Origin of the sequence: Rubeoparvulum massiliense, assembly GCF_001049895.1 — a bacterium.
Lineage (GTDB): Bacteria > Bacillota > Bacilli > Rubeoparvulales > Rubeoparvulaceae > Rubeoparvulum > Rubeoparvulum massiliense.
Map to the genome: position 1 here is coordinate 1 of NZ_CVPE01000003.1, position 19,068 is coordinate 19,068.

General features: G+C 45.2%; 20 protein-coding genes. 10 read left to right on the forward strand and 10 right to left on the reverse strand.

Annotated features, from left to right (window positions below):
- Positions 1 to 404: 404 nt before the first annotated feature.
- Positions 405 to 1,703 (reverse strand): CapA family protein, encoded by a 1,299-nt coding sequence (locus BN1691_RS00170; protein WP_048600242.1) that lies wholly within the window; start codon positions 1,701 to 1,703, stop codon positions 405 to 407.
- Positions 1,704 to 2,088: 385 nt separating this feature from the next.
- Here BN1691_RS00170 and BN1691_RS00175 point away from each other — a divergent pair, with 385 nt between their 5' ends.
- On the forward strand, positions 2,089 to 3,048 hold the full coding sequence (locus tag BN1691_RS00175) for a threonine ammonia-lyase (RefSeq protein WP_048600243.1): 960 nt from the start codon (positions 2,089 to 2,091) through the stop codon (positions 3,046 to 3,048).
- A 20-nt stretch (positions 3,049 to 3,068) separates the two neighbouring features.
- Here the strand turns inward: BN1691_RS00175 and trxB are convergent, their stop codons facing one another.
- Complete coding sequence (trxB, locus tag BN1691_RS00180; protein ID WP_048600244.1) at positions 3,069 to 4,013, reverse strand: thioredoxin-disulfide reductase; 945 nt, start codon at positions 4,011 to 4,013, stop codon at positions 3,069 to 3,071.
- 105 nt (positions 4,014 to 4,118) lie between these two features.
- On the opposite strand from trxB, the gene BN1691_RS00185 reads away from it, so the two are divergent.
- Positions 4,119 to 4,451 carry a DUF1811 family protein gene (locus tag BN1691_RS00185; RefSeq protein ID WP_048600245.1) on the forward strand — a complete coding sequence of 111 codons (333 nt, stop codon included), beginning with the start codon at positions 4,119 to 4,121 and terminating at the stop codon, positions 4,449 to 4,451.
- A gap of 166 nt (positions 4,452 to 4,617) precedes the next feature.
- The gene (locus tag BN1691_RS13785; RefSeq protein WP_053083667.1) at positions 4,618 to 5,682 is read left to right on the forward strand and encodes a C40 family peptidase; all 1,065 of its coding nucleotides are present in this window, start codon (positions 4,618 to 4,620) and stop codon (positions 5,680 to 5,682) included.
- Positions 5,683 to 5,782: 100 nt separating this feature from the next.
- On the opposite strand, the gene BN1691_RS00195 is transcribed toward BN1691_RS13785, so the two are convergent.
- Entirely contained in the window at positions 5,783 to 6,403 is a 621-nt protein-coding gene (locus BN1691_RS00195) for an SCO family protein (RefSeq protein ID WP_053083683.1), read from the reverse strand.
- Positions 6,404 to 6,691: 288 nt separating this feature from the next.
- Here BN1691_RS00195 and BN1691_RS00200 point away from each other — a divergent pair, with 288 nt between their 5' ends.
- The 4 genes from BN1691_RS00200 (at position 6,692) to BN1691_RS00215 (ending at position 11,451) form a co-directional block, all read left to right on the forward strand.
- Positions 6,692 to 7,648: a TAXI family TRAP transporter solute-binding subunit gene (locus BN1691_RS00200; RefSeq protein WP_048600246.1), complete on the forward strand. Its 957-nt coding sequence runs from the start codon at positions 6,692 to 6,694 to the stop codon at positions 7,646 to 7,648.
- Positions 7,649 to 7,656: 8 nt separating this feature from the next.
- Positions 7,657 to 8,241 (forward strand): DUF1850 domain-containing protein, encoded by a 585-nt coding sequence (locus tag BN1691_RS00205; protein WP_048600247.1) that lies wholly within the window; start codon positions 7,657 to 7,659, stop codon positions 8,239 to 8,241.
- A gap of 4 nt (positions 8,242 to 8,245) precedes the next feature.
- Positions 8,246 to 10,441 carry a TRAP transporter permease gene (locus BN1691_RS00210; protein WP_048600248.1) on the forward strand — a complete coding sequence of 732 codons (2,196 nt, stop codon included), beginning with the start codon at positions 8,246 to 8,248 and terminating at the stop codon, positions 10,439 to 10,441.
- A gap of 113 nt (positions 10,442 to 10,554) precedes the next feature.
- A complete protein-coding gene (locus tag BN1691_RS00215) occupies positions 10,555 to 11,451 on the forward strand; it encodes a selenium metabolism-associated LysR family transcriptional regulator (RefSeq protein ID WP_048600249.1) in 897 nt (298 codons plus the stop codon).
- A 76-nt stretch (positions 11,452 to 11,527) separates the two neighbouring features.
- On the opposite strand, the gene BN1691_RS00220 is transcribed toward BN1691_RS00215, so the two are convergent.
- Both BN1691_RS00220 and BN1691_RS00225 read right to left on the reverse strand, forming a co-directional pair.
- On the reverse strand, positions 11,528 to 12,340 hold the full coding sequence (locus tag BN1691_RS00220; protein ID WP_048600250.1) for a ZIP family metal transporter: 813 nt from the start codon (positions 12,338 to 12,340) through the stop codon (positions 11,528 to 11,530).
- Position 12,341: 1 nt separating this feature from the next.
- Entirely contained in the window at positions 12,342 to 12,788 is a 447-nt protein-coding gene (locus tag BN1691_RS00225) for a YkvA family protein (protein WP_048600251.1), read from the reverse strand.
- 155 nt (positions 12,789 to 12,943) lie between these two features.
- Here BN1691_RS00225 and BN1691_RS00230 point away from each other — a divergent pair, with 155 nt between their 5' ends.
- The gene (locus BN1691_RS00230; protein ID WP_048600252.1) at positions 12,944 to 13,432 is read left to right on the forward strand and encodes a hypothetical protein; all 489 of its coding nucleotides are present in this window, start codon (positions 12,944 to 12,946) and stop codon (positions 13,430 to 13,432) included.
- A 72-nt stretch (positions 13,433 to 13,504) separates the two neighbouring features.
- Positions 13,505 to 14,062: a TVP38/TMEM64 family protein gene (locus tag BN1691_RS00235; protein WP_048600253.1), complete on the forward strand. Its 558-nt coding sequence runs from the start codon at positions 13,505 to 13,507 to the stop codon at positions 14,060 to 14,062.
- Positions 14,063 to 14,145: 83 nt separating this feature from the next.
- On the opposite strand, the gene gap is transcribed toward BN1691_RS00235, so the two are convergent.
- The 4 genes from gap to BN1691_RS00255 form a co-directional block, all read right to left on the reverse strand.
- Positions 14,146 to 15,150, reverse strand: a complete 1,005-nt coding sequence (gene gap / locus BN1691_RS00240; RefSeq protein ID WP_048600254.1) for a type I glyceraldehyde-3-phosphate dehydrogenase — start codon at positions 15,148 to 15,150, stop codon at positions 14,146 to 14,148.
- A 14-nt stretch (positions 15,151 to 15,164) separates the two neighbouring features.
- Entirely contained in the window at positions 15,165 to 16,193 is a 1,029-nt protein-coding gene (locus BN1691_RS00245; protein ID WP_048600255.1) for a sugar-binding transcriptional regulator, read from the reverse strand.
- Between the two features lie 192 nt (positions 16,194 to 16,385).
- Positions 16,386 to 16,571, reverse strand: a complete 186-nt coding sequence (locus tag BN1691_RS00250; protein WP_048600256.1) for a hypothetical protein — start codon at positions 16,569 to 16,571, stop codon at positions 16,386 to 16,388.
- The gene (locus BN1691_RS00255; RefSeq protein ID WP_048600257.1) at positions 16,564 to 17,364 is read right to left on the reverse strand and encodes a bis(5'-nucleosyl)-tetraphosphatase PrpE; all 801 of its coding nucleotides are present in this window, start codon (positions 17,362 to 17,364) and stop codon (positions 16,564 to 16,566) included. Before BN1691_RS00255 ends, BN1691_RS00250 begins: the two co-directional genes overlap by 8 nt.
- A 135-nt stretch (positions 17,365 to 17,499) precedes the next feature.
- On the opposite strand from BN1691_RS00255, the gene BN1691_RS00260 reads away from it, so the two are divergent.
- On the forward strand, positions 17,500 to 18,069 hold the full coding sequence (locus tag BN1691_RS00260; protein ID WP_048600258.1) for a gamma carbonic anhydrase: 570 nt from the start codon (positions 17,500 to 17,502) through the stop codon (positions 18,067 to 18,069).
- Here BN1691_RS00260 and BN1691_RS00265 read toward each other — a convergent pair.
- On the reverse strand, positions 18,060 to 19,013 hold the full coding sequence (locus BN1691_RS00265; protein ID WP_048600259.1) for a tRNA modification radical SAM protein MnmL/YtqA: 954 nt from the start codon (positions 19,011 to 19,013) through the stop codon (positions 18,060 to 18,062). The two genes, BN1691_RS00260 and BN1691_RS00265, sit on opposite strands and share 10 nt — an antisense overlap.
- Between the last annotated feature and the right edge of the window lie 55 nt (positions 19,014 to 19,068).

A 19,068-nucleotide genomic window follows, 5' to 3' on the forward strand; every position in this document is an offset into this window, starting at 1 on the left:
CGCGCTCCTGCAACCGGAGGTTGCGGTGTCGCGCTACGATAAAAGAAATGATATATTGCTCACAGAGCATGAAAAAGCTGTTGGTAATGCTCTGTAGTTTTTATCGGCGTTGCAACAAGGATGTTGCGATTGTAGCCGATGTTCTTCTACTGCAATGCTTGCTAAAGGCTTTCTTGCAGCAACAGGTTTTATAATACCACCGAGAAGCAAAAGAATCAACTCTTTTTTTTCGTTGAAGTTTTCTTTTGTTTATCTCGTGGCTGGATACTTAATATACCACGAATAGGGAGAGGAGTAAACAGGTATATACTGGAATGCTGGTCTATGAAAATGTTATAAGGATAGGACCTTTTGTCTGTGGATATATCCGTTGGCAAAAGGTCCTTAATTGGTTATGCTAAAGACTATTTAAGAACGATTTTGCCTACGCCATCTTTAATTTCGATCTTGGTGCCATAGGGTTCAGACAATTCTTGGAAGTGTTTTAGAATCTCTTCGTTCTTGGTAATTTGCGGCCAGCCCATGCGGTAGCGTGGTAGGCCAAAGCCCAATTCGATTGGGTAAAGTGTGATCTCCTTCAGTTCTCCATCTTCCATGGTCCAGAAGGGAACGAGGGACTCAAAACAGAGTCGGTTGGTGCCTAAGCCTTTCTTTCCGTGATCGGAGCGTGTATCGAAGGCATCGGCAATGGTATCTTCATGGCCTAAGCCATAGTTGAGATAGAAGTCATGAGGGAAATGGGTTGGTGAATCATTTTGGAAGATAAAATCACCAAGGCTATAGAAGATCGGACGGTTCTTATAGATCTCCATACCCCGCAAGATATGAGGACCATGTCCAATGAATGCATGGGCTCCTTCATCGATACAACGATGGGCAAATTCAACGACGAAATCAGCTGCTACATCCTTCCGATCGCCCTTCATTTCATGGGCATGAAGACTAACCAGTACATAGTCTGATTGTCGTTTTGCCTCATGGATCCGGCGGATAATCCGCTTCATATCCTTTTCATTGGGTTTGGTAATGAGGCCTTCTTCTTCTCCCTCTTTAAAGAGGATACCTGGGGCAAAGAGATGCTGTCCTTCTGGCAGTGGTGATGCGAACCCTTCCTTAATGGAGAGACGATGAGCTGTATTTAATTCAACTTTTTCAGCAACCTCCATAAGAGCTGGAATTCTCTCTGGCTTGACCACATGGATCCGATCAAAGCGTAAGGGATTCAAACCAGGACGTCCCTTCATATCGCGCCGTTGTTCTCCTGCAGGATTGAATGGAAAGAAGGATGAACAGACACCGATTAATGCAACCCGACCATTTAAGGTTTCGAGATATTTCGGCTCGTCTGCTTCAGCTAGGTTCATCCCTACGCCTGCATAGACAAAGTCGTACTGATTGAGGTAGTGCAGCGTCCGTTCGATACCATCATATAGATAATCCAGTGTATGATTATTGGCTAGGTTAAGGAGATTGAAGCCATAATCTCGGATGTCATCTAATACTTTGGATTGAGCCATTGCCCATGTACCACCGCTTTGTGCAGATGGTGTCGCTTCTTTGTTGTGCACTGTTGTTTCTAGATTGGCGAAGCGCACGTCAGCTTGGTTGATCAATTCAGCCAACTTTTTAAACGCTTCATCTTTTCCTGGATACCGTCTTACAATAAAAGAGTCCCCTGATGCAAAGAAAGAAATTTCGCTCATGTTGATTGACCTCTTTTCTGCATGATGATAAATCACAACATCCAACTTACCAACCACTTTTGAAACAGACCCAAAAATCAGACGACTTGATACGTTGTTATCCTCTTGAGTTCACCAGTATTATTCAATGTGCACTCATAGTAAGGAATTCTCCATGTGAATCCTTTCACCTTTGTAAAAAACGTTTGTTCATAAAGAAGTTATAGAAGGCGTGGTTTTGATGGGTGGTTTACTCCATCAAATCCTTCGTCGCCCTTATTTGGCTACGTCCCAAGCTGAATTGAGAGATCTTTAGCAGATTGTTAGAGGATTTAAAAGCAATGGGAACGAATGGATTAGTGATCAAGAAATCTGTAATTTGGATGAGGAAAAGGGAGGCGTTGAAGTGATTACCATTGAAGATGTAATGAATGCCCGTTTACAGATTGCGGATCTGTGTAAAGTAACACCGTTGCTCCATTCTACTTTACTCTCTAAGTCTTGTGGTAATCAGTTATTGATTAAGGGGGAACATCTTCAGAAGACAGGTGCGTTCAAGCTTCGTGGAGCTGTAAACAAGGTCAAGACACTGAAAAGTCAAGGCGTGAAACATGTGGTGGCCGCTTCCTCAGGTAATCACGGTCAAGCGGTGGCCTATGTGGCAAAGCAACTCGGGATGGAGGCTACCATTGTCGTACCTGAAACCGTACCACGTTGTAAAGAACAGGCTATTCGTCTCTATGAAGCCACTGTTGTCCATCGAGGTATTACCTCAGCAGAGCGAATCAATTGGGCGAAACAATATTGTGATGAGGTGGGAGCAGCCCTTGTCCTCCCCTATGATGATGAATTAGTCATGGCTGGACAAGGTACTATCGGTCTTGAACTCGTTGAGCAGTTCGATGAGATCGATACCATCTACGTCCCCGTAGGTGGCGGTGGCTTGTTAGCAGGTATCACCATCGCCATTAAGCAATTAAAGCCATCCATTCAGTTAATCGGTGCCGAACCTCTTCTTGCCAATGATACCTATCTTTCCCTACAGGAAGGAAAACGAGTTACGATTCCACCTTCCACTACCTTAGCTGATGGATTACGTACCAATACACCTGGTGAGCTGACCTTTCCGATTCTTCAGCATTATCTCGACGATATGGTGCTCATTTCTGAAGAAGAGATGGGAGCTGCCTTCTATGCCACCATGCTCTACCTTAAGCATGTAGTGGAGCCTTCAGCTGCCATTGCCATCGCAGGGGCCATGGCCCACCCACCGAAAGGGAAGAAAATCGTCGCTATCGCTTCCGGTGGGAATGTGGACCCTATGGTCATCCCGCAGCTCCTTCAGCTTGCCCAAATGTTAAATTGATCGAATCGTTTGACTCCGTATTAGTTAGAGCTCCAATCATGATAAGCGCTGCCCTCTAAAAAACGTTCACAATCCATGGCAGCCATACAGCCGCTCCCTGCGGAAGTGATCGCCTGCCGATAATGGGGATCCTGAACATCCCCACAGGCGAAGATTCCTGGAATACTCGTCCGCGGACTGCCCCTCTCTACCTGGAGATAGCCTTGCTCATCCAAGGGAAGCTGCCCTTGAAGAAACGCTGTATTGGGTTGATGACCGATGGCGATAAAGATCCCATCGGTCTCCACCAATTCTTCCACACCTGTACGATTATCCCGTATTCGTAACCCAGATACTCGCTCATTCTCAGCAACTACCTCCAATGGTGTTCGGTTGAGGAGCCAGTTGATCTTTGGGTTCTTCCTGGCACGTTCTTGCATGATTTTTGATGCACGAAGCTCTTCACGGCGATGGACGATGCTTACCTCACTAGCAAAACGAGTTAAGTAATTGGCCTCCTCCATAGCAGAATCTCCTCCGCCTACTACGAGAATCCTCTTTCCACGATAAAAGAAGCCATCACAGGTTGCACATGTGCTAACTCCTCGCCCCATATTCTCTTTTTCTCCAGGGATCCCAAGGAGACGAGCAGAGGCACCCGTTGAGATGATAATGGCTACTGCATTCATCGTATCTCCATTGGATAAATGGATCTGGTATGGTGAGGCTTCTAGCCCAAGCTTAGTCACCTCTCCCTGAATAAATTGCGCCCCAAACCGCTCTGCCTGCAGGCGCATACGTTGCATCAATTCGGATCCATCAATACCTTCCGGGAAGCCGGGAAAGTTTTCTACCGTTGTGGTTGTTGTGAGCTGACCTCCGGGGTTATAGCCTTCAACCACTAGGGGTTCAAGATTAGCACGGGCTAAATAGATGGCAGCAGTCAATCCAGCGGGGCCTGTTCCAATAATCAGTACCTTCTTCATGTGTTATCTCCTCCATAATGATGATTGATTCTATTGTTCATCAGTTTTACTATTCCCCCATTTGATTTATACTTAAGAATGAAATGTCATGTAGGGGGTATCCAAATGAACAAACACTATAGCCAAATGACAGAAGAAGAACTGCATGATGAAATCCTTATGCTTGCCCAACATATTCGCGTCGCTAAGGAAGCGAACAATGAGTTTGAACTACCTATCCTTGAGCAGAAAATGCTCTTGGTTAAATCTCATCTTGTTGATCAATCAATGATTCATCCAGGTGATCTCTATGCCATTGATGAAGAGCCCGGTTCAACCTTCCGTATCCACCATTTGAAGGGTGTCTTTGCTTGGGGCAATCGTAATGAAGAGAGTGAAATGATCGGCCTTATCCTAGCAAAGCTGGGCCAAAAGCTGGAATCTGCACCACAGGAGTAATGTAGAATCTGCTTTGAATTCATAAGAACAGGAGGAGTTTTGTCATCGCTCCTCCTGTTTTATATTTTATGGAATCTGTTATTTTGGCATTTGTTGTTATGGATAATATCACTTCCTTTCTCAAAATCTATACCCATAAGGAATGTTATTTCTGGAGGTATAGACGATGAGAAAACAGCAATTACGTTGGTATCTTCTATTACTACTCTGCTTTGCCCTCTTCTTGACCGCTTGTAATACCCAGAACCAAGGTGCGGCTAATGAAAATAAGCCAAATCAGGCAACGAAGGTAAAGAACCCACAGAATGTACCTCATCAAAACAATGCAACAAAGCATCTAACACCCACAACAAACAAGACTGGAAGTAAAGCAACCACCCATGGCAATCACTTCTCCAAGGAAAAAGCCGTGGAGCAAGAGATTAAGGTAGCTGTGAATCATGACTACACTGATACTGTACATGCGTACCAATTAGATGGGAAGACGTATATCCCCATCAAGCCACTCTTGGAGATTCTAGGCTTCCACATCATCCATCAAGAGGATCATAAGCTTTCTGCTGGTTTTACCGATGAGTTGATTCATGTAGAAAGTGACGGAACGACTGCCATAATTGAAGGCAAACATCTTTTTCTAAATGAGCCAGTACTGCGAACGGATTCTGAGATGTATGCTACCGTTAGTACATTACAGCAGCTCTTCGGTGATCTCTACCATGTAAATGCCAGTGATCATCAGCTCCATTTTAACGCGGACAATCAACGCTTTGGCTTTCCAAAGGAGAAAAGCCCCAGTGATATCCATGTGGATGAAGCTGTTCCGGCCCTCTCAAGTACCATGGCTGATCAAATTATCCTCACCGCCAAGAAATATGTTGGAACACCCTATGTCTTTGGTGCTGCAGCAGGTCAATCCCGTACCTTCGATTGTGCCTCCTTTGTGCAATACGTTTATGCAAAGCATGGGATTAAGCTACCACGAGTCTCACGGGTTCAGGCCAAGCTTGGTACACCGATCTCCGTCAATAATTTGCAAAAGGGCGACCTCCTCTTCTTTTACTGGCCAGGGCGTTTTGCAAGTAATAATATTGTGGGACATGTGGCTATCTACATCGGGAATGGCTATATGATTCAGGCAACGCCCTCCCGTGGTGTTCATATTGCGAACTTCTCACAATCGGCTTATTGGAAGAGAACCTTCCTTGGTGCAAAGCGAATCTCTGGCGCCTAAGCCCACCATTGTAAAAATCCAAGCAAGAAAGAAGCCAAGCACGGGAGAGTCTCACTTCCCATGTTTGGCTTTATTTTACTTTTTTTCACTCGCTACTTATTTATTCAGCGACCAATCCACGGATATCCTTCATCATCTCCTCATAAGGCGGATTGATCCCGTCATAATACTTCACAATCTTCCCAGATTTATCGACGAGATAAAAACGGGTTCCATGAATCACCTGATCAGAATTGGGATCCAGCGCGACGACAGTTTGAAAAACCTCCTTGGCCAACTGTGTAATCTCCTCATCACGATACCCAGTCACCCAATACCAGGTCGATAGATCCGCCTGAAAAAGCTCACCATATTCCTTTAATAATTCTGGTGTATCTACAGTAGGATTAACACTGAACGAGATGATTTTCACAGGTAGATCCTCTTCGATCAACATTTGTTGGAGTTTTTGCATATTAGCGGTCATAGGTGGGCAGACCGTATTACATGTAGTAAAAACTAAATCGGTGATCCAGACCGTTCCTTCTAAATCATGTAAGGAGAACGGAGAATTATTATGATCGATAAAAGTAAGATCAGTAAATGGAGAGTCCAGCACCTCCCAATTTAAACGTTCTGTTTGGGGAATGGTGGACCCTTCCGGCGAACAAGCGGTTGTCATTATTAGTAGGATCAGAAGAATGAGCAAGCTTGATCTTCCTCGCCATCGAAAATTTCTCATTCTCATTGAACACTCCCCTTTGTACATGTAGCTAACTTCAATTACTAGAATGATATCTATCTCTAGATTTATATCTATCTATTTTAATCCTATCGAAAATGCTTCCACTTGTACATCTTGGAAATCTCATAATCTATCACAACATATTTCAGCAACATTCTTGATTATTTTGACATTTATAATATTCTTTACTATTTTTTATCTTTTATGTTACAATATCAGCACCAAGCAATTGCTTTACAATTTAAAGTTGTTAGATTTTACGAAGAATAATGAAGGAGGAATAGGATGAAACGCTGGATATTATCAATCATGTTACTCGCTGCTTTATCAATGGCTTTAGTTGGTTGTGGAGGTCAATCTAGTAGTGGTGGTAGCACTGCTTTAACCATTCTTACTGGTTCTGAGCAAGGAACCTATTATCCCCTTGGCGGTGCATTGGCTAGCATTATCAATGATGAGGTAGAGAATATGAGCGCAACAGCTGTCACTTCTGGTGCTTCCGTTGCCAATATCAATGATGTCAATGATAATAAAGCAGAATTGGCATTGGTACAAAATGACGTGGCCTTCTATGCAGTGGAAGGAACTCAATTCTTCGACCAGAAAACCGAGGGTTTCTCCGCTGTAGCTACCCTCTATCCTGAAGTGGTACAGATTGTGGTTCTAGCAGATAGCGGAATTGAAAATGTTGACGACTTACGTGGCAAACGGGTTGCTGTTGGTGACCAAGGATCTGGTGCTGAGGTAAACGCCCGTCAGATTCTTGAAGCTCATGGTATCACCTATGATGATATTCGCGTGGAATATATGAAGTTCGGAACAGCAACCGAAGGAATTCAGGATGGAAATATTGATGCAGGCTTTATTACAGCAGGCACACCCACTGCCGCAGTAGAGCAATTGAAGGTGAGTAAGAAGATTCGCTTAATTAGTCTCGACCCTCAAGCCATTGATAAGCTAACAACAGACTACCCCTATTACACACCCTTCACTGTAGAAAAGGATCTCTATGGAATGGATGAAGATGCGCAAACTCTTGCTGTTCAAGCTATGCTTATTGCAAGTAATTCCATGAGTGAAGAGGATGTTTACCAAATTACAAAAGCAATGTTTGAGCATGTGGATGAATTCGCCAAAGCACATCAACGGAGTGGGAGCTATATCACCCTCGATTCTGCACAAGAAGGTTTATCAGTTCCTCTCCATCCTGGTGCGAAACGATTCTATGATGAGGTAAAATAATTCCTACCATGAAACCGATCTTGCGAAAGGCATTGCATCAATGCAATGCCTTTCGTTACACCCATCCGTTGCTTACCTGGGGTAGCCTTATCATTTTACTCAGCCTCATCGCTCTACTCTGTATCATTCTTAGTACCCCGCCATTTCTCATGGTAATTGAGGAGTATCGCACTGGGAGAATTCTCTGGTTCACTACAGTGGAGCCAGGAACCACCTTTCATTATGAATTTACCCATTCCGTTGCGCTATCTCAGGTTATTGAGAAATTTACCATTGGAAATGATGGGAGTATCATCCTAATGGAAGCATGGAATGAGGATTACGGCGCCGGTCTTCCCTATGATGTGGATCTCGATCAATTGGATCATGAGGATGGTTTTTTCATTATTCGTAATATTGAGCGAGCGATGACGGCCATTCATATGCAGCCGACTCACCTACAACCGCGCTACTTCTACATCCAGGATCAGGTACTGGCCCTCCATGAAGCACCCTATGCCCGAACTCATCTCGTCTTCCATGTTCAAGATCATGGGATCCTCGATAGGATCGGTTTCCTTTTTAATAAGATTCGTATCCTCGAAAGGAAGTGATTCGATGCAATCTACACCTACACAAACCAAGCAATATGATTTAGAAGAGAGTGATCGTAATTTACATGGCTTCGGGCGTAAGCTGATCGCCTGGATTGCCATTGCCTTGTCCCTCTATCATTTCTATACAGCGGGCTTCGGACTTTTACTGGGCTCTAGAACTCATTTGATCCTTCACTTAACGGTAGGGTTAGTCATCATCTACCTCCTCTATCCGATTAAAAAGGGATTACAACAAACCACGATCCCCTGGTATGATCTATTACTTTCGGGATATGCCTTATTTGTTGGTATCTACATTATCACGAACCAACAGTCCCAGTCGATTTTAAGTATGCGAATGACGGCATTGGATCTCATGGTGGCTATTTCACTAGTCCTCCTAGTGATTGAAGCTACTCGACGGGTAGTGGGTCTCGCCCTTGTGATTATTGCAGGGACATTCATTGCCTATTTCTTCCTCGGAGAATGGTTTCCTGGCATGTTCTTTCATAAGCAGGCGGACTTTGAGCGCTTTTTTTATTTAATGACGTACTCAGATGGTGGGCTCTTCGGGACACCGATCTCAGTTTCTGCAAACTACGTCTATATTTTCATCCTCTTCGGCGCCATCTTGGATGTAACCGGCGGTGGAAAAATGTTTATCAACCTTGCCCTTCGAGGCTTTGGTCGCTTTAAGGGTGGACCTGCAAAAGCAGCTGTGGTAGCCAGCGGAATGATGGGGAGTATCTCTGGTAGCTCCACTGCCAATGCGGTGACCACAGGAACCTTTACCATCCCCTTGATGAAGCGAGTCGGCTTTAAGCCGCATATCGCTGGCGGTGTTGAAGTAGCTGCCTCCTCTAGCGGACAATTCCTACCTCCGGTCATGGGTGCCGCTGCCTTTCTCATGGTGGAATACACTGGAATCCCCTATGGGGAGATCATTGTTTCCGCGGCTATTCCAGCGATTTTAAGCTATATTGCCATTCTTTTTATGGTGCATCTCGAAGCGCTAAAGCATAATATTGAAGGTTTACCGAAGAGTGAGCTCGTCTCTGGGAGGAAGACCTTAGCTGAACAAGGTTATTTAGTACTTCCAATTATCGTCTTAGTCTTTTTCCTTGTGGCTGGACGCTCTGTGAATCAATCTGCTTTTTTCTCCATCGTTTTTCTATTAGCCATCTCATTCTTTACCTATGGATTTCAGTCCCATCTAAAGAGAGGCATCTTCAGTGCTTTGATAGTTGGAGGCCTTAGCTTGCTCCTTCTTTACCTCAATGACTTTATCACGAGCAATTCCTTAGGAATGCATCTTCTAAGGAACTGGCACGATCAGATTACTATCTTAATCCTTGCTGGTATTGGTGTGAGCTTATTCGTGGTTCCCATTCAGCGAAAGGTGGGAATTCAGCATAGTCCAACGCCATTCCGCCTCTCCCATTTAGGTGAGGGCTTAGAAAAAGCAGCTAAAAATGCGCTTTCTGTAATTGTAGCTTGTGCTACCGCTGGAATTCTCATCGGTGTTTTAGGTGCTACAGGCTTACCAGGTAAGCTGTCTAATTTTATTCTGGGATTCTCTGCTGACATTGCCAATAGCTTACCTGCCTTTATGGCGATTTACGCTGAGCAGGTCCAACTCTATCTCGGGCTCTTTTTCACCGTCATTGTCTGTTTAATTCTCGGTCTTGGTCTCCCAACCACAGCTACCTATGTAATCTTGGCATCCTTAGTAGCGCCTGCTCTTGTTGAACTGGGTCTACCTGTGATGGCTGCACATCTTTTCGTACTCTACTATGGTATTCTGGCAGATGATACACCACCGATCAATCTCCCGGCTTATGCTGCAGCGGGTATTGCCAATGCTGATCCGGTACGTACAGGCTTGCAAGGGTTCAAATTTGACTCCGGTGCTTTACTGCTGCCCTTTGCCTTTGCAACCAATACCAACCTACTATTAATCAATGATGTCCCCTGGTATATTCTGGTGCAGAATATTATCACTGCGCTAATTGGTATCCTTGCCTTCTCTTCCTTTATTCAGAACTGGTTAGGCGTAAAATACCGTTGGTGGGAACGAATTTTAGCCTTGATTGCTGCATTGGTACTGATCCATGGTGGATGGGAAACAGATATCCTAGGTATCATTATTTTCTCATTCCTCTTCTTACGTCATCGCATCATCAAGCGTAATATGGTACAGCTTCCAAGCAGTGTATGAAGGTAAATAATATAGGAAGGGGAACTTGTCCCTCTTCCTATTTTTCATGTATGATTTATATAGATTACTGAGCTGCCAATCAGTTCCATAATAAAAAAGAAAAGATGATGTGAATGAACCTTCATACTTTAGTGACCTTTGTTAAAGTAGTACAGACACGGAGCTTTAAAGAGACTGCGAAGCAATTGAGGATCACCCAACCTGCTGTGACACAGCGGATCCAGGCGCTGGAAGAGATCGTTGGTGTACGCCTACTGATTCGCGATGCAGATGGTGTCCAATTGACCACCGCTGGGACTTATGTATATCAACAGAGCCTTGCTCTTATTAGCCAATGGGAAAGTCTGCTCCAGCATTTTCAAGGCCATGATATCAAAGGACGGATTGTAATCGGTGCAAGTACCATTCCTGCTGCCTACCTGCTTCCTCAGTGGCTCAGCCAGTTTCATCAGCAGTATCCTGAGGTGGAGTTAAATGTACAAGTGGCTGGTACTTCACAAGTTTTACAGCGACTTCGCGAAGGAACTATCGATGTGGCCATTACAGGAGAACCTTCCATGAAAAATGATCTATTTCTCTTTCCCATTCACCATGATCAACTACGGATCATTGCACCTCCCTCCACACCAAGCAGCAAGCGGACCTTTCCAGCACTTTTGGAACAAGAATGGATCTTACGGGAAGCAGAATCAGATACGCGCCATCACTGGATCCGATTCCTTAAGGAACACGGTTATACACTACAAGACTTACACCTCGTTGGCGAGATGGGAAGCTCCGAAGCCATTATCGCCTCTGTGGAAGCGGGTCTAGGTTGGTCCGTTGTTTCACAATTGGCAGCACAGCATGCGGTGAAGTACGGTCGAGTCAGCTTAATTCATGTGGATCATTTAGAAATAACTCGTTCTTTCTATTTTTCTACCCTTGCTGAAAATCAAAATCAAGGATTGATCCAGGTTTTTTCCCAATATTTGAAGATGGTGAACCCCTATATTCAACTGAAAGAATAAAGGATTCCTCATTAATAAAGAAGGTTCAGGCTGGAGTTTTTCACTCCTCCTGAACCTTTATTCTTTCTCATCTGAATTAGCCTAAGGCTACATCCAAGGCCATCATCACAGCAAAACCTACCATTGTACCCAGTGTGGCGAGATCTGTGTTCTTCCCTAACTGTGACTCTGGAATCAATTCTTCCACAACCACGAAGATCATGGCTCCTGCTGCAAAGGAGAGAGCATAGGGCAGGATGGGCTTCATGGCCATCACGGCAACAGCTCCGATTACACCAGCAACAGGCTCCACCACACCAGATAATTGACCGTAGAAAAAGCTCTTGCGTCGGGAAAACCCTTCCCGTCGTAAGGGCGCAGAGACCGCTAAGCCTTCAGGAAAGTTCTGAATCCCAATACCGATGGCAAGGGCAACGGCACCAGCTAAGGTAGCGCCAGGGAGATCATAGGCCAGCGCACCAAAAGCCACACCTACTGCTAAGCCTTCAGGAATATTGTGAAGAGTAATGGCGAGCACCAGTAGGATGCTGCGTTGCCAACCGGTTTGGATCCCTTCTGCCTCACTACGTGGAAGGCCTAAATGCAAGTGCGGAATTATTTTATCAATGAGTGCTAAAAAGAGTCCACCAGAAACAAAGCCAATCACAGCAGGAATCCATGGCTGAGTACTGGTTTCTCCTGCCATCTCAATGGCAGGAGCTAATAGCGACCAGAAGCTAGCAGCAATCATCACCCCAGCTGCAAATCCCAGCATGGCATCCAATACCTTCCGGTTAATCTGGGTAAAGAAAAAGATTAGCCCAGCGCCTGCTGCGGTTAAAAACCAGGTAAAGAGTGTTGCACACAAGGCCTGTATACCTGGTGTTTGTTGTAAAAACCAATCCCACATCTTATTTCCCCTCTTCCTCAAGAAGTGGTATTATTTGATCTTGTTCCTCTTTCCATTCCTTATATCGATCGATTTCGCCTTGAACCTGTTGGATGATAAAGGCGATCACCGCTGCATCATCAAAAAAGCCAAGGGCAATAATCCAATCAGGCACCAGATCGAAAGGCACCACAAAATAGAGAAGTCCTCCCACAATGAAAATTAATGACCGTTTATCCACTTGAGAGTAGATCCCCTGATACCAATCCCGCACCAGTTGCGTTAAAAGGTGTATCTGCTCCTTCAACTCCTGCCAACGTCCCCCGCCATCACTCTTTGCTTCAACCTGATGTAATAAGGAGGATAATTCCTTCGGATTGGCAACCACTTCCTTCGCACGTCCCAACCACTTTCCCTGACGAAAATGGCCAATGATCTTCGATCGACTTGGCATTTTACTCAACTTCATCTCCGTGATTGCCTCCTTTCCTATCTATAATTGTAAACATATTCTGAGGATTGACAACGTGAAAAAGGTCATCCCTAGGCAAATGTCCATGCCTCATTGGATTCCTATACATAGACTATTAGCAAATACGCTTCAGAAAAGGAGTGAAAATATCAGTGACATTACAACGAAAACTCCGTGCATATGCACGGCAAGATCAAAATGTCCAAGAATGGTTGACTAAGAACCGCTCCTGGGTAGATGCCAATCAGCATTCCCTTCAAGCTATCTTCACTCATCCAGAAAAAGAGCAGCGCTTCATTCAGACCATCCGTGGGAAGAACCCTCAGCAGCAATTGATGCGACTTGCACGTTCATCAGTAGTAGAGCAGGGATCCGCAAGGAAGAGACGGCGTAATCAGCTCCACAAAACGCCTACAGAAAGTCGGAGATCACGCTCCACCTCAAAAATGACAGAGAACGTCAAAAAGCAGGAGAAAGGTTCGCTCTTCTCACGTCTGCCACTAGGAAAGCTTAATCTCTCCAACCTCATCAATACTGTTCGGCACGTCAATCAAATCTTAAATACCGTGAACGATTTACGTGGTTCCATCCCGCCCGAACTAATAAAAGGCTTACTGGAGCAAAAAGCAAAAAAGGGATAACCTCTCCAATTATCCATGAAGATTTGCTATACTATAGCCAATTATCATGAATTATGAAAAGAGGCTATTCTGATGCCAATATGGCTTGAGAGTTGGTTCGCAGCAGGGGATCTACTTGCTGCATGTATTAGTATTCTTCTCAATATCGTAATTGCAGTGGTGGGGATCATTCCTAGTCTATTTATTACTGCTGCTAATATTACCTATTTTGGTTTTATTGGTGGGACGCTAATCTCCTTGATTGGTGAAGCTGCAGGGGCATTGGTAGCCTTTTACCTCTATCGTAAGGGTTTGCGGCGCTTTGCCATCAAGAAGCTTCAAGAATATCCTCGTGTTCAGCCCCTCTTTACCCTAGAGGGCAAACAAGCTTTTCTACTCGTATTAACCCTACGCTTACTGCCCTTTATGCCATCGATGATTGTCACGCTTGCGGCTGCGCTAGGAAGAATTACTCCACTTCTCTTCATCTTGGCCAGTACCCTAGGAAAAATTCCTGCACAATTCATGGAAGCCTATTCCGTGCTCCATGTGACGCAATGGACCTGGCAAGGAAAGAGTATTATCACCCTCGCTGCCCTTGCACTTCTGGTTCGAATCTGGCAGAAGGAGAAAGTGAAGCAAAAGAGATGACCACCCGTTCAGTACAGAAACGGGTGGTCTTCCATGTTCATAATTTTTCTAAGTAATTCTACATTCTTCTGTACTTAGGAAGCTTATTCCTCATGCTTCGCCATATGACCAAGTAGATCTGCAACACGGCAGGAATAGCCCCATTCATTATCATACCATGCAATCACTTTTGCTAGATCGCCATCCATCACCATGGTGGATAATCCATCCACAATACTGGAATGGGGATCACCATTATAATCAACGGAGACAAGGGGTAGATCACTAAAGTAGAGGATTCCATGGAGTTCTCCTTCAGCAGCTGCCTGCAAAGCACCATTAATCGCATCGACACTGGTCTCCTTCTCTAGCTCAACGGTAAGGTCAACCACCGAAACATTGGGAGTTGGTACCCGCATGGCCATCCCATTCAATTTTCCTTTTAATTGTGGGAGCACCTTGGCTACCGCAGCTGCTGCTCCTGTAGTTGTAGGAATAATGGAGAGACCTGCTGCCCGTGCACGACGATAATCCTTATGGGGGAGGTCGAGGATCTGCTGGTCATTCGTATAAGAGTGAACCGTGGTCATGAGACCGCGCCGAATGCCAAACTCACGATCTAATATCTTTGCTACAGGAGCCAAACAGTTAGTGGTGCATGATGCGTTAGAGAGAATAAAATGTTCCTTGGGATCGTATGCCTCATCGTTGACACCCATGACGATGGTAATATCCTCACTTTTACCAGGCGCAGAGATAATGACCCGTTTTGCACCTGCTTGTAGGTGTTTCTCAGCGCCTTCTCGGGTCCGAAAGCGTCCGGTGGACTCCACCACATAATCGATCCCCATTTCTCCCCAGGGAAGCTTCGTTGGATCAGCCTCTGCTGTCACATGAATTGTCTTCCCATTGACGATGAGGGCATTCTCTGTGGCTTCCACATCTGCTGAGAAGCGACCATGTACAGAGTCATATTGTAAGAGATGCGCTAGCATCTTCGCATCGGTCAAATCATTGATGGCAACAATTTCAATCTCTTTACTATCGAGGGCAGCACGGAAAACGAGACGACCAATGCGGCCAAAACCGTTTATCGCAACTTTTTTCATGGAAATATCCTCCTTTATGTTGACAGGATTGCTTGAGCAGCTCCCACATCTGTAACGAGAATGTAGGAATATCCTGCCTTTCGACCATAACAAACTACAGCTTGAATCGCTTTACCTTTACTTTTCCCACCAGCTAATGCAATTACTCTTTCTACCTTTAATCCCTGCTGGAGGTGGAGACCAATGGTGGGTGTTTCATAAACTACATCACCTGCTGCTGTAAAAAAGGTACCATAAGCTTCACCAACAGCTGCTCCCTCTTCCAAGCGCTTTAGGATTTCTCGTGGAAGCCTACGCCGCTCAGCCATTGTTGTGGCTTCGCCAATCCCATGCAGAAAGAGACGAGCGTTCTGTAGTAAATGAAGCCAATCCTGCACATATTCTTCCTTTAATAAGGATTGAATCGTCGTGGTACTCATCTGTTCTGGTAAGTTAAAGACTTTATAGGTAGACCCTGTATGCTGGGCACTGGTGACTGCGATTGTACTAGCTTCGTATTTAATCTCTTCGCCTAGACTCCCTCGTGCAGGGACAAATGTAACAGCTCGGCGATTCCAGGGAAGTAGGTAGGTAGCCATCATCGCCATGCTGGTACCACCGTTCACTGCAATCACATCACCATCTCTTACTTCGTTCCGTAAGATCTGTGCTGCCTTCCTCCCCAATTCCTTCTGGGTCCATGGATTTTCATCACAATCTCCAGGTAAGACATAGACACGTTCTACCTGTAATCGTTGCTGAAGCGCTTCCTCATAGTATTGGAGATCCTGCTGCTGTTGGATAATAGGACCCATGACTTGGAGCCATTCAATCCCATCCTTGGAGAGAGTAACACCCAAACGTGAGGTTTCAATTAATTTAGCATCCTTTAATACAGTTAAATCATCACGAATGATCCGTTCTGTGCCTTGGAGTATTTGGGCGATAAGTCGGCGACCTAAGGGCTGCTGAAGCTGTAATAATCGAAGCAGTTGAACACGTCGCTGCCAATCTTGCTTCGCTTCAGGAATCACTCGAAAAAAATCTTGGAGATTGGTATCCATAGTCACCCCCCCATAGCAATGTGGGACTTTATATGTCCTACATGTACGTTTTATGTCCCTACTGATATTTTACCTTGCTTAGTAGTATTTGACAAGTGAGAATGAAAAAAAGTGTTGCCTGCTGAGCAGACAACACTCTGAAAAAAAGATTGAATTGAACGACGATGCTACCTTGTCATGATTTCGGTACTATTAATGATTGGCTTCATGCTTAGCTTGGAGCCGTTTACCTAAGATCATGCCCCCAACAACCAAACCAATACCAACAACAAAAAAAAGAAGTGCCATCAAATAATTGTGTGAAGCTAAACTAATTCCAACTGCTAGAAAGAGTGCAATACAAATAAATGCACTGATCAATGCCATCGATTTACTCAATTGGACCCATCCCCTTCTCCGTCTTCTTCTCATAGTAGACTTGTTTTGCTTTTACTTGGCTAATTTCCATTTCAGGATAGCGAAACGCGGTTAAATAGCCCCCCGTAGCGCACCCTTGATCGATATTGATCGTGTGATTCTGAATGAGTGGTTCAGGAACGGTCTGATGACCGTAAATAATCCAAGGATCTCCCTTGTAGGTGGCAGCCCAGTTGCGACGGATAGGCAAGCCATGCTCATCCCGTTCACCAGTAATATCTCCATACAAAGCAAGTTTACGCACGCTTTGATTATACCTGCCAATCCCCTCTTCTTTCAAGGCACCATGGACCGCGATCACCTTCCCCTCATCGAGCTGGAGATAGAGTGGCGTTTGCTCAAAAAGCTCGATGAATTGCTGTTTTACTTCGTGCTGAATCTCTATAGGCACTCGCTCAAGCTCAGCGATGGTGGTTTCGATGCCATGCTTGGCTTGTATATTCCTCCCTTGGAAAAAACGATAGAGCTTATCACAATGGTTGCCATGAATATAGAGGGCACTCCCATGCTTCCACATGGAATAGACCAAAGCGATCATGGGGAGGCTCTTAGGACCTCGATCCGTAATATCGCCCAAAAAGACGACCCTTCGTCGGGACGGATGAACATACGTTCCAGCCTGCTTCTTGTAGCCTAACTGCTCTAAGAGCTGAAGCGCTTCGTCATAACAACCATGGACATCACCAATGAAATCAAAGGGACCATGTAAATGGCGAAAATCGATGACTGCCTCCTGCAAATCGTTGAAGGACATCGCTTCCTCTCCTTCTTTATGATACTCGTCTTCTTTAACCTGTTCATCGGTTATGACGCTTATTCATTCATCAAATGATTTCCTTTTTAGGTAGGCTATGTGATAATAGGGTCAAATCCACAAGGAGGAATCACGATGACAAGAGAAAGCAAACAGCAGCAACCCTTTATTCTTCCCTTTCAAGGAATTACACCCAATATTCATCCGACAGCATTCATCGCCCATGGCGTTGTGATCTCCGGTGACGTGAGCATCGAAGAGCTGAGTAGCATCTGGTATGGTACCTCCATCCGTGGCGATATCGCCCCAACTCGGATTGGGAAGCGGGTGAATATACAAGATAATTCCACGCTCCACCAGAGTCCCCATCAGCCCCTCATCATTGCTGATGATGTAACAATTGGCCATAACGCCATCCTCCACAGTTGTCAGATCGATGAAGGTGCTTTAATCGGGATGGGAGCCATCATCATGGATGGTGCAAAAATTGGGAAGGGTGCCATGGTGGCGGCAGGTAGTCTCGTTCCTCCGCGCATGGAAGTTCCACCCCAAACCTTAGTGATGGGCTCCCCTGCCCGTGTCATCCGTCAGCTTACTGCTCAAGATCTCCAAGAATTAGAGCGAATTCGTACTTCTTACGCTGAGAAAGGACAGTACTACAAGCAGATGGAAGAGGAGTACTTTACTACTCATTCTCAAGGTTGATAGTGCTTACCCTGCCAAGTATTGCGTCGCTCCATTTCCCACTCAATTCCATTGAGGACCTCCCATTTTTTGAGGCTCCACATGGGTCCGATCAATAAATCTCGTGGTCCATCGCCAGTTAGCCGATGGATCACCATCTCTGGAGGGAGTAGCTCCAGGCTGTTTACCACCAATCGTGTATACTCTTCCTGTGTCAATAAGTGAAACTGACCTGCTGCATACTCCCTGGCAAGGGGAGTCTTTTTTAAGAGATGTAATAGATGAATTTTGATCCCCTCTACCTTGGATTGTGCAACTGCTTGAACCGTCTCCATCATTTCCGCTTCTGACTCACCTGGTAAGCCCAAAATAATATGGGAGCATACACGAATTCCATGGCGTTGTAGCTTCTCAAGTCCCTCAAGGTAAGTGGCGTAGTTATGACCACGATTGATCCGCTCTGAAGTATAATCATGGATGGTTTGTAGCCCTAATTCCACCCAAAGATAGGTACGTTGATTCAATTCTGCCAACAACTCCACCACGTCGTCTGGAAGGCAATCAGGACGTGTGGCAATGGAGAGCCCCACCACATCCGGTTGCTCAAGGATGGTCTCATACATAGCACGGAGCTCTTCCGCAGGGGCATAGGTATTGGTATAGGCTTGGAAATAGCCAAGATATTTGGCATTCGGCCACTTCTGATGCATCATCGTAGTCACCTTTTGGAATTGGCTGCGCAAATCATCGCGGCGATCTCCTGCAAAGTCCCCAGATCCATGGGAGCTGCAAAACGTACAGCCCCCTGTGGCCACAAGGCCATCACGATTGGGACAGGTGAATCCAGCATCCAACGGAACTTTAAACACCTTAGTTCCAAACTGTTCACGAAGATGATAATTCCAGGAGTGATAGCGCTTATCACCCCATAACTGTGGAGTTTTAACAATCTCTTCTTCCTTCATCATGACACCTTCTTCCGCCAATCTCTTATCCACTATGCAGGAGTGGATAAAAAAA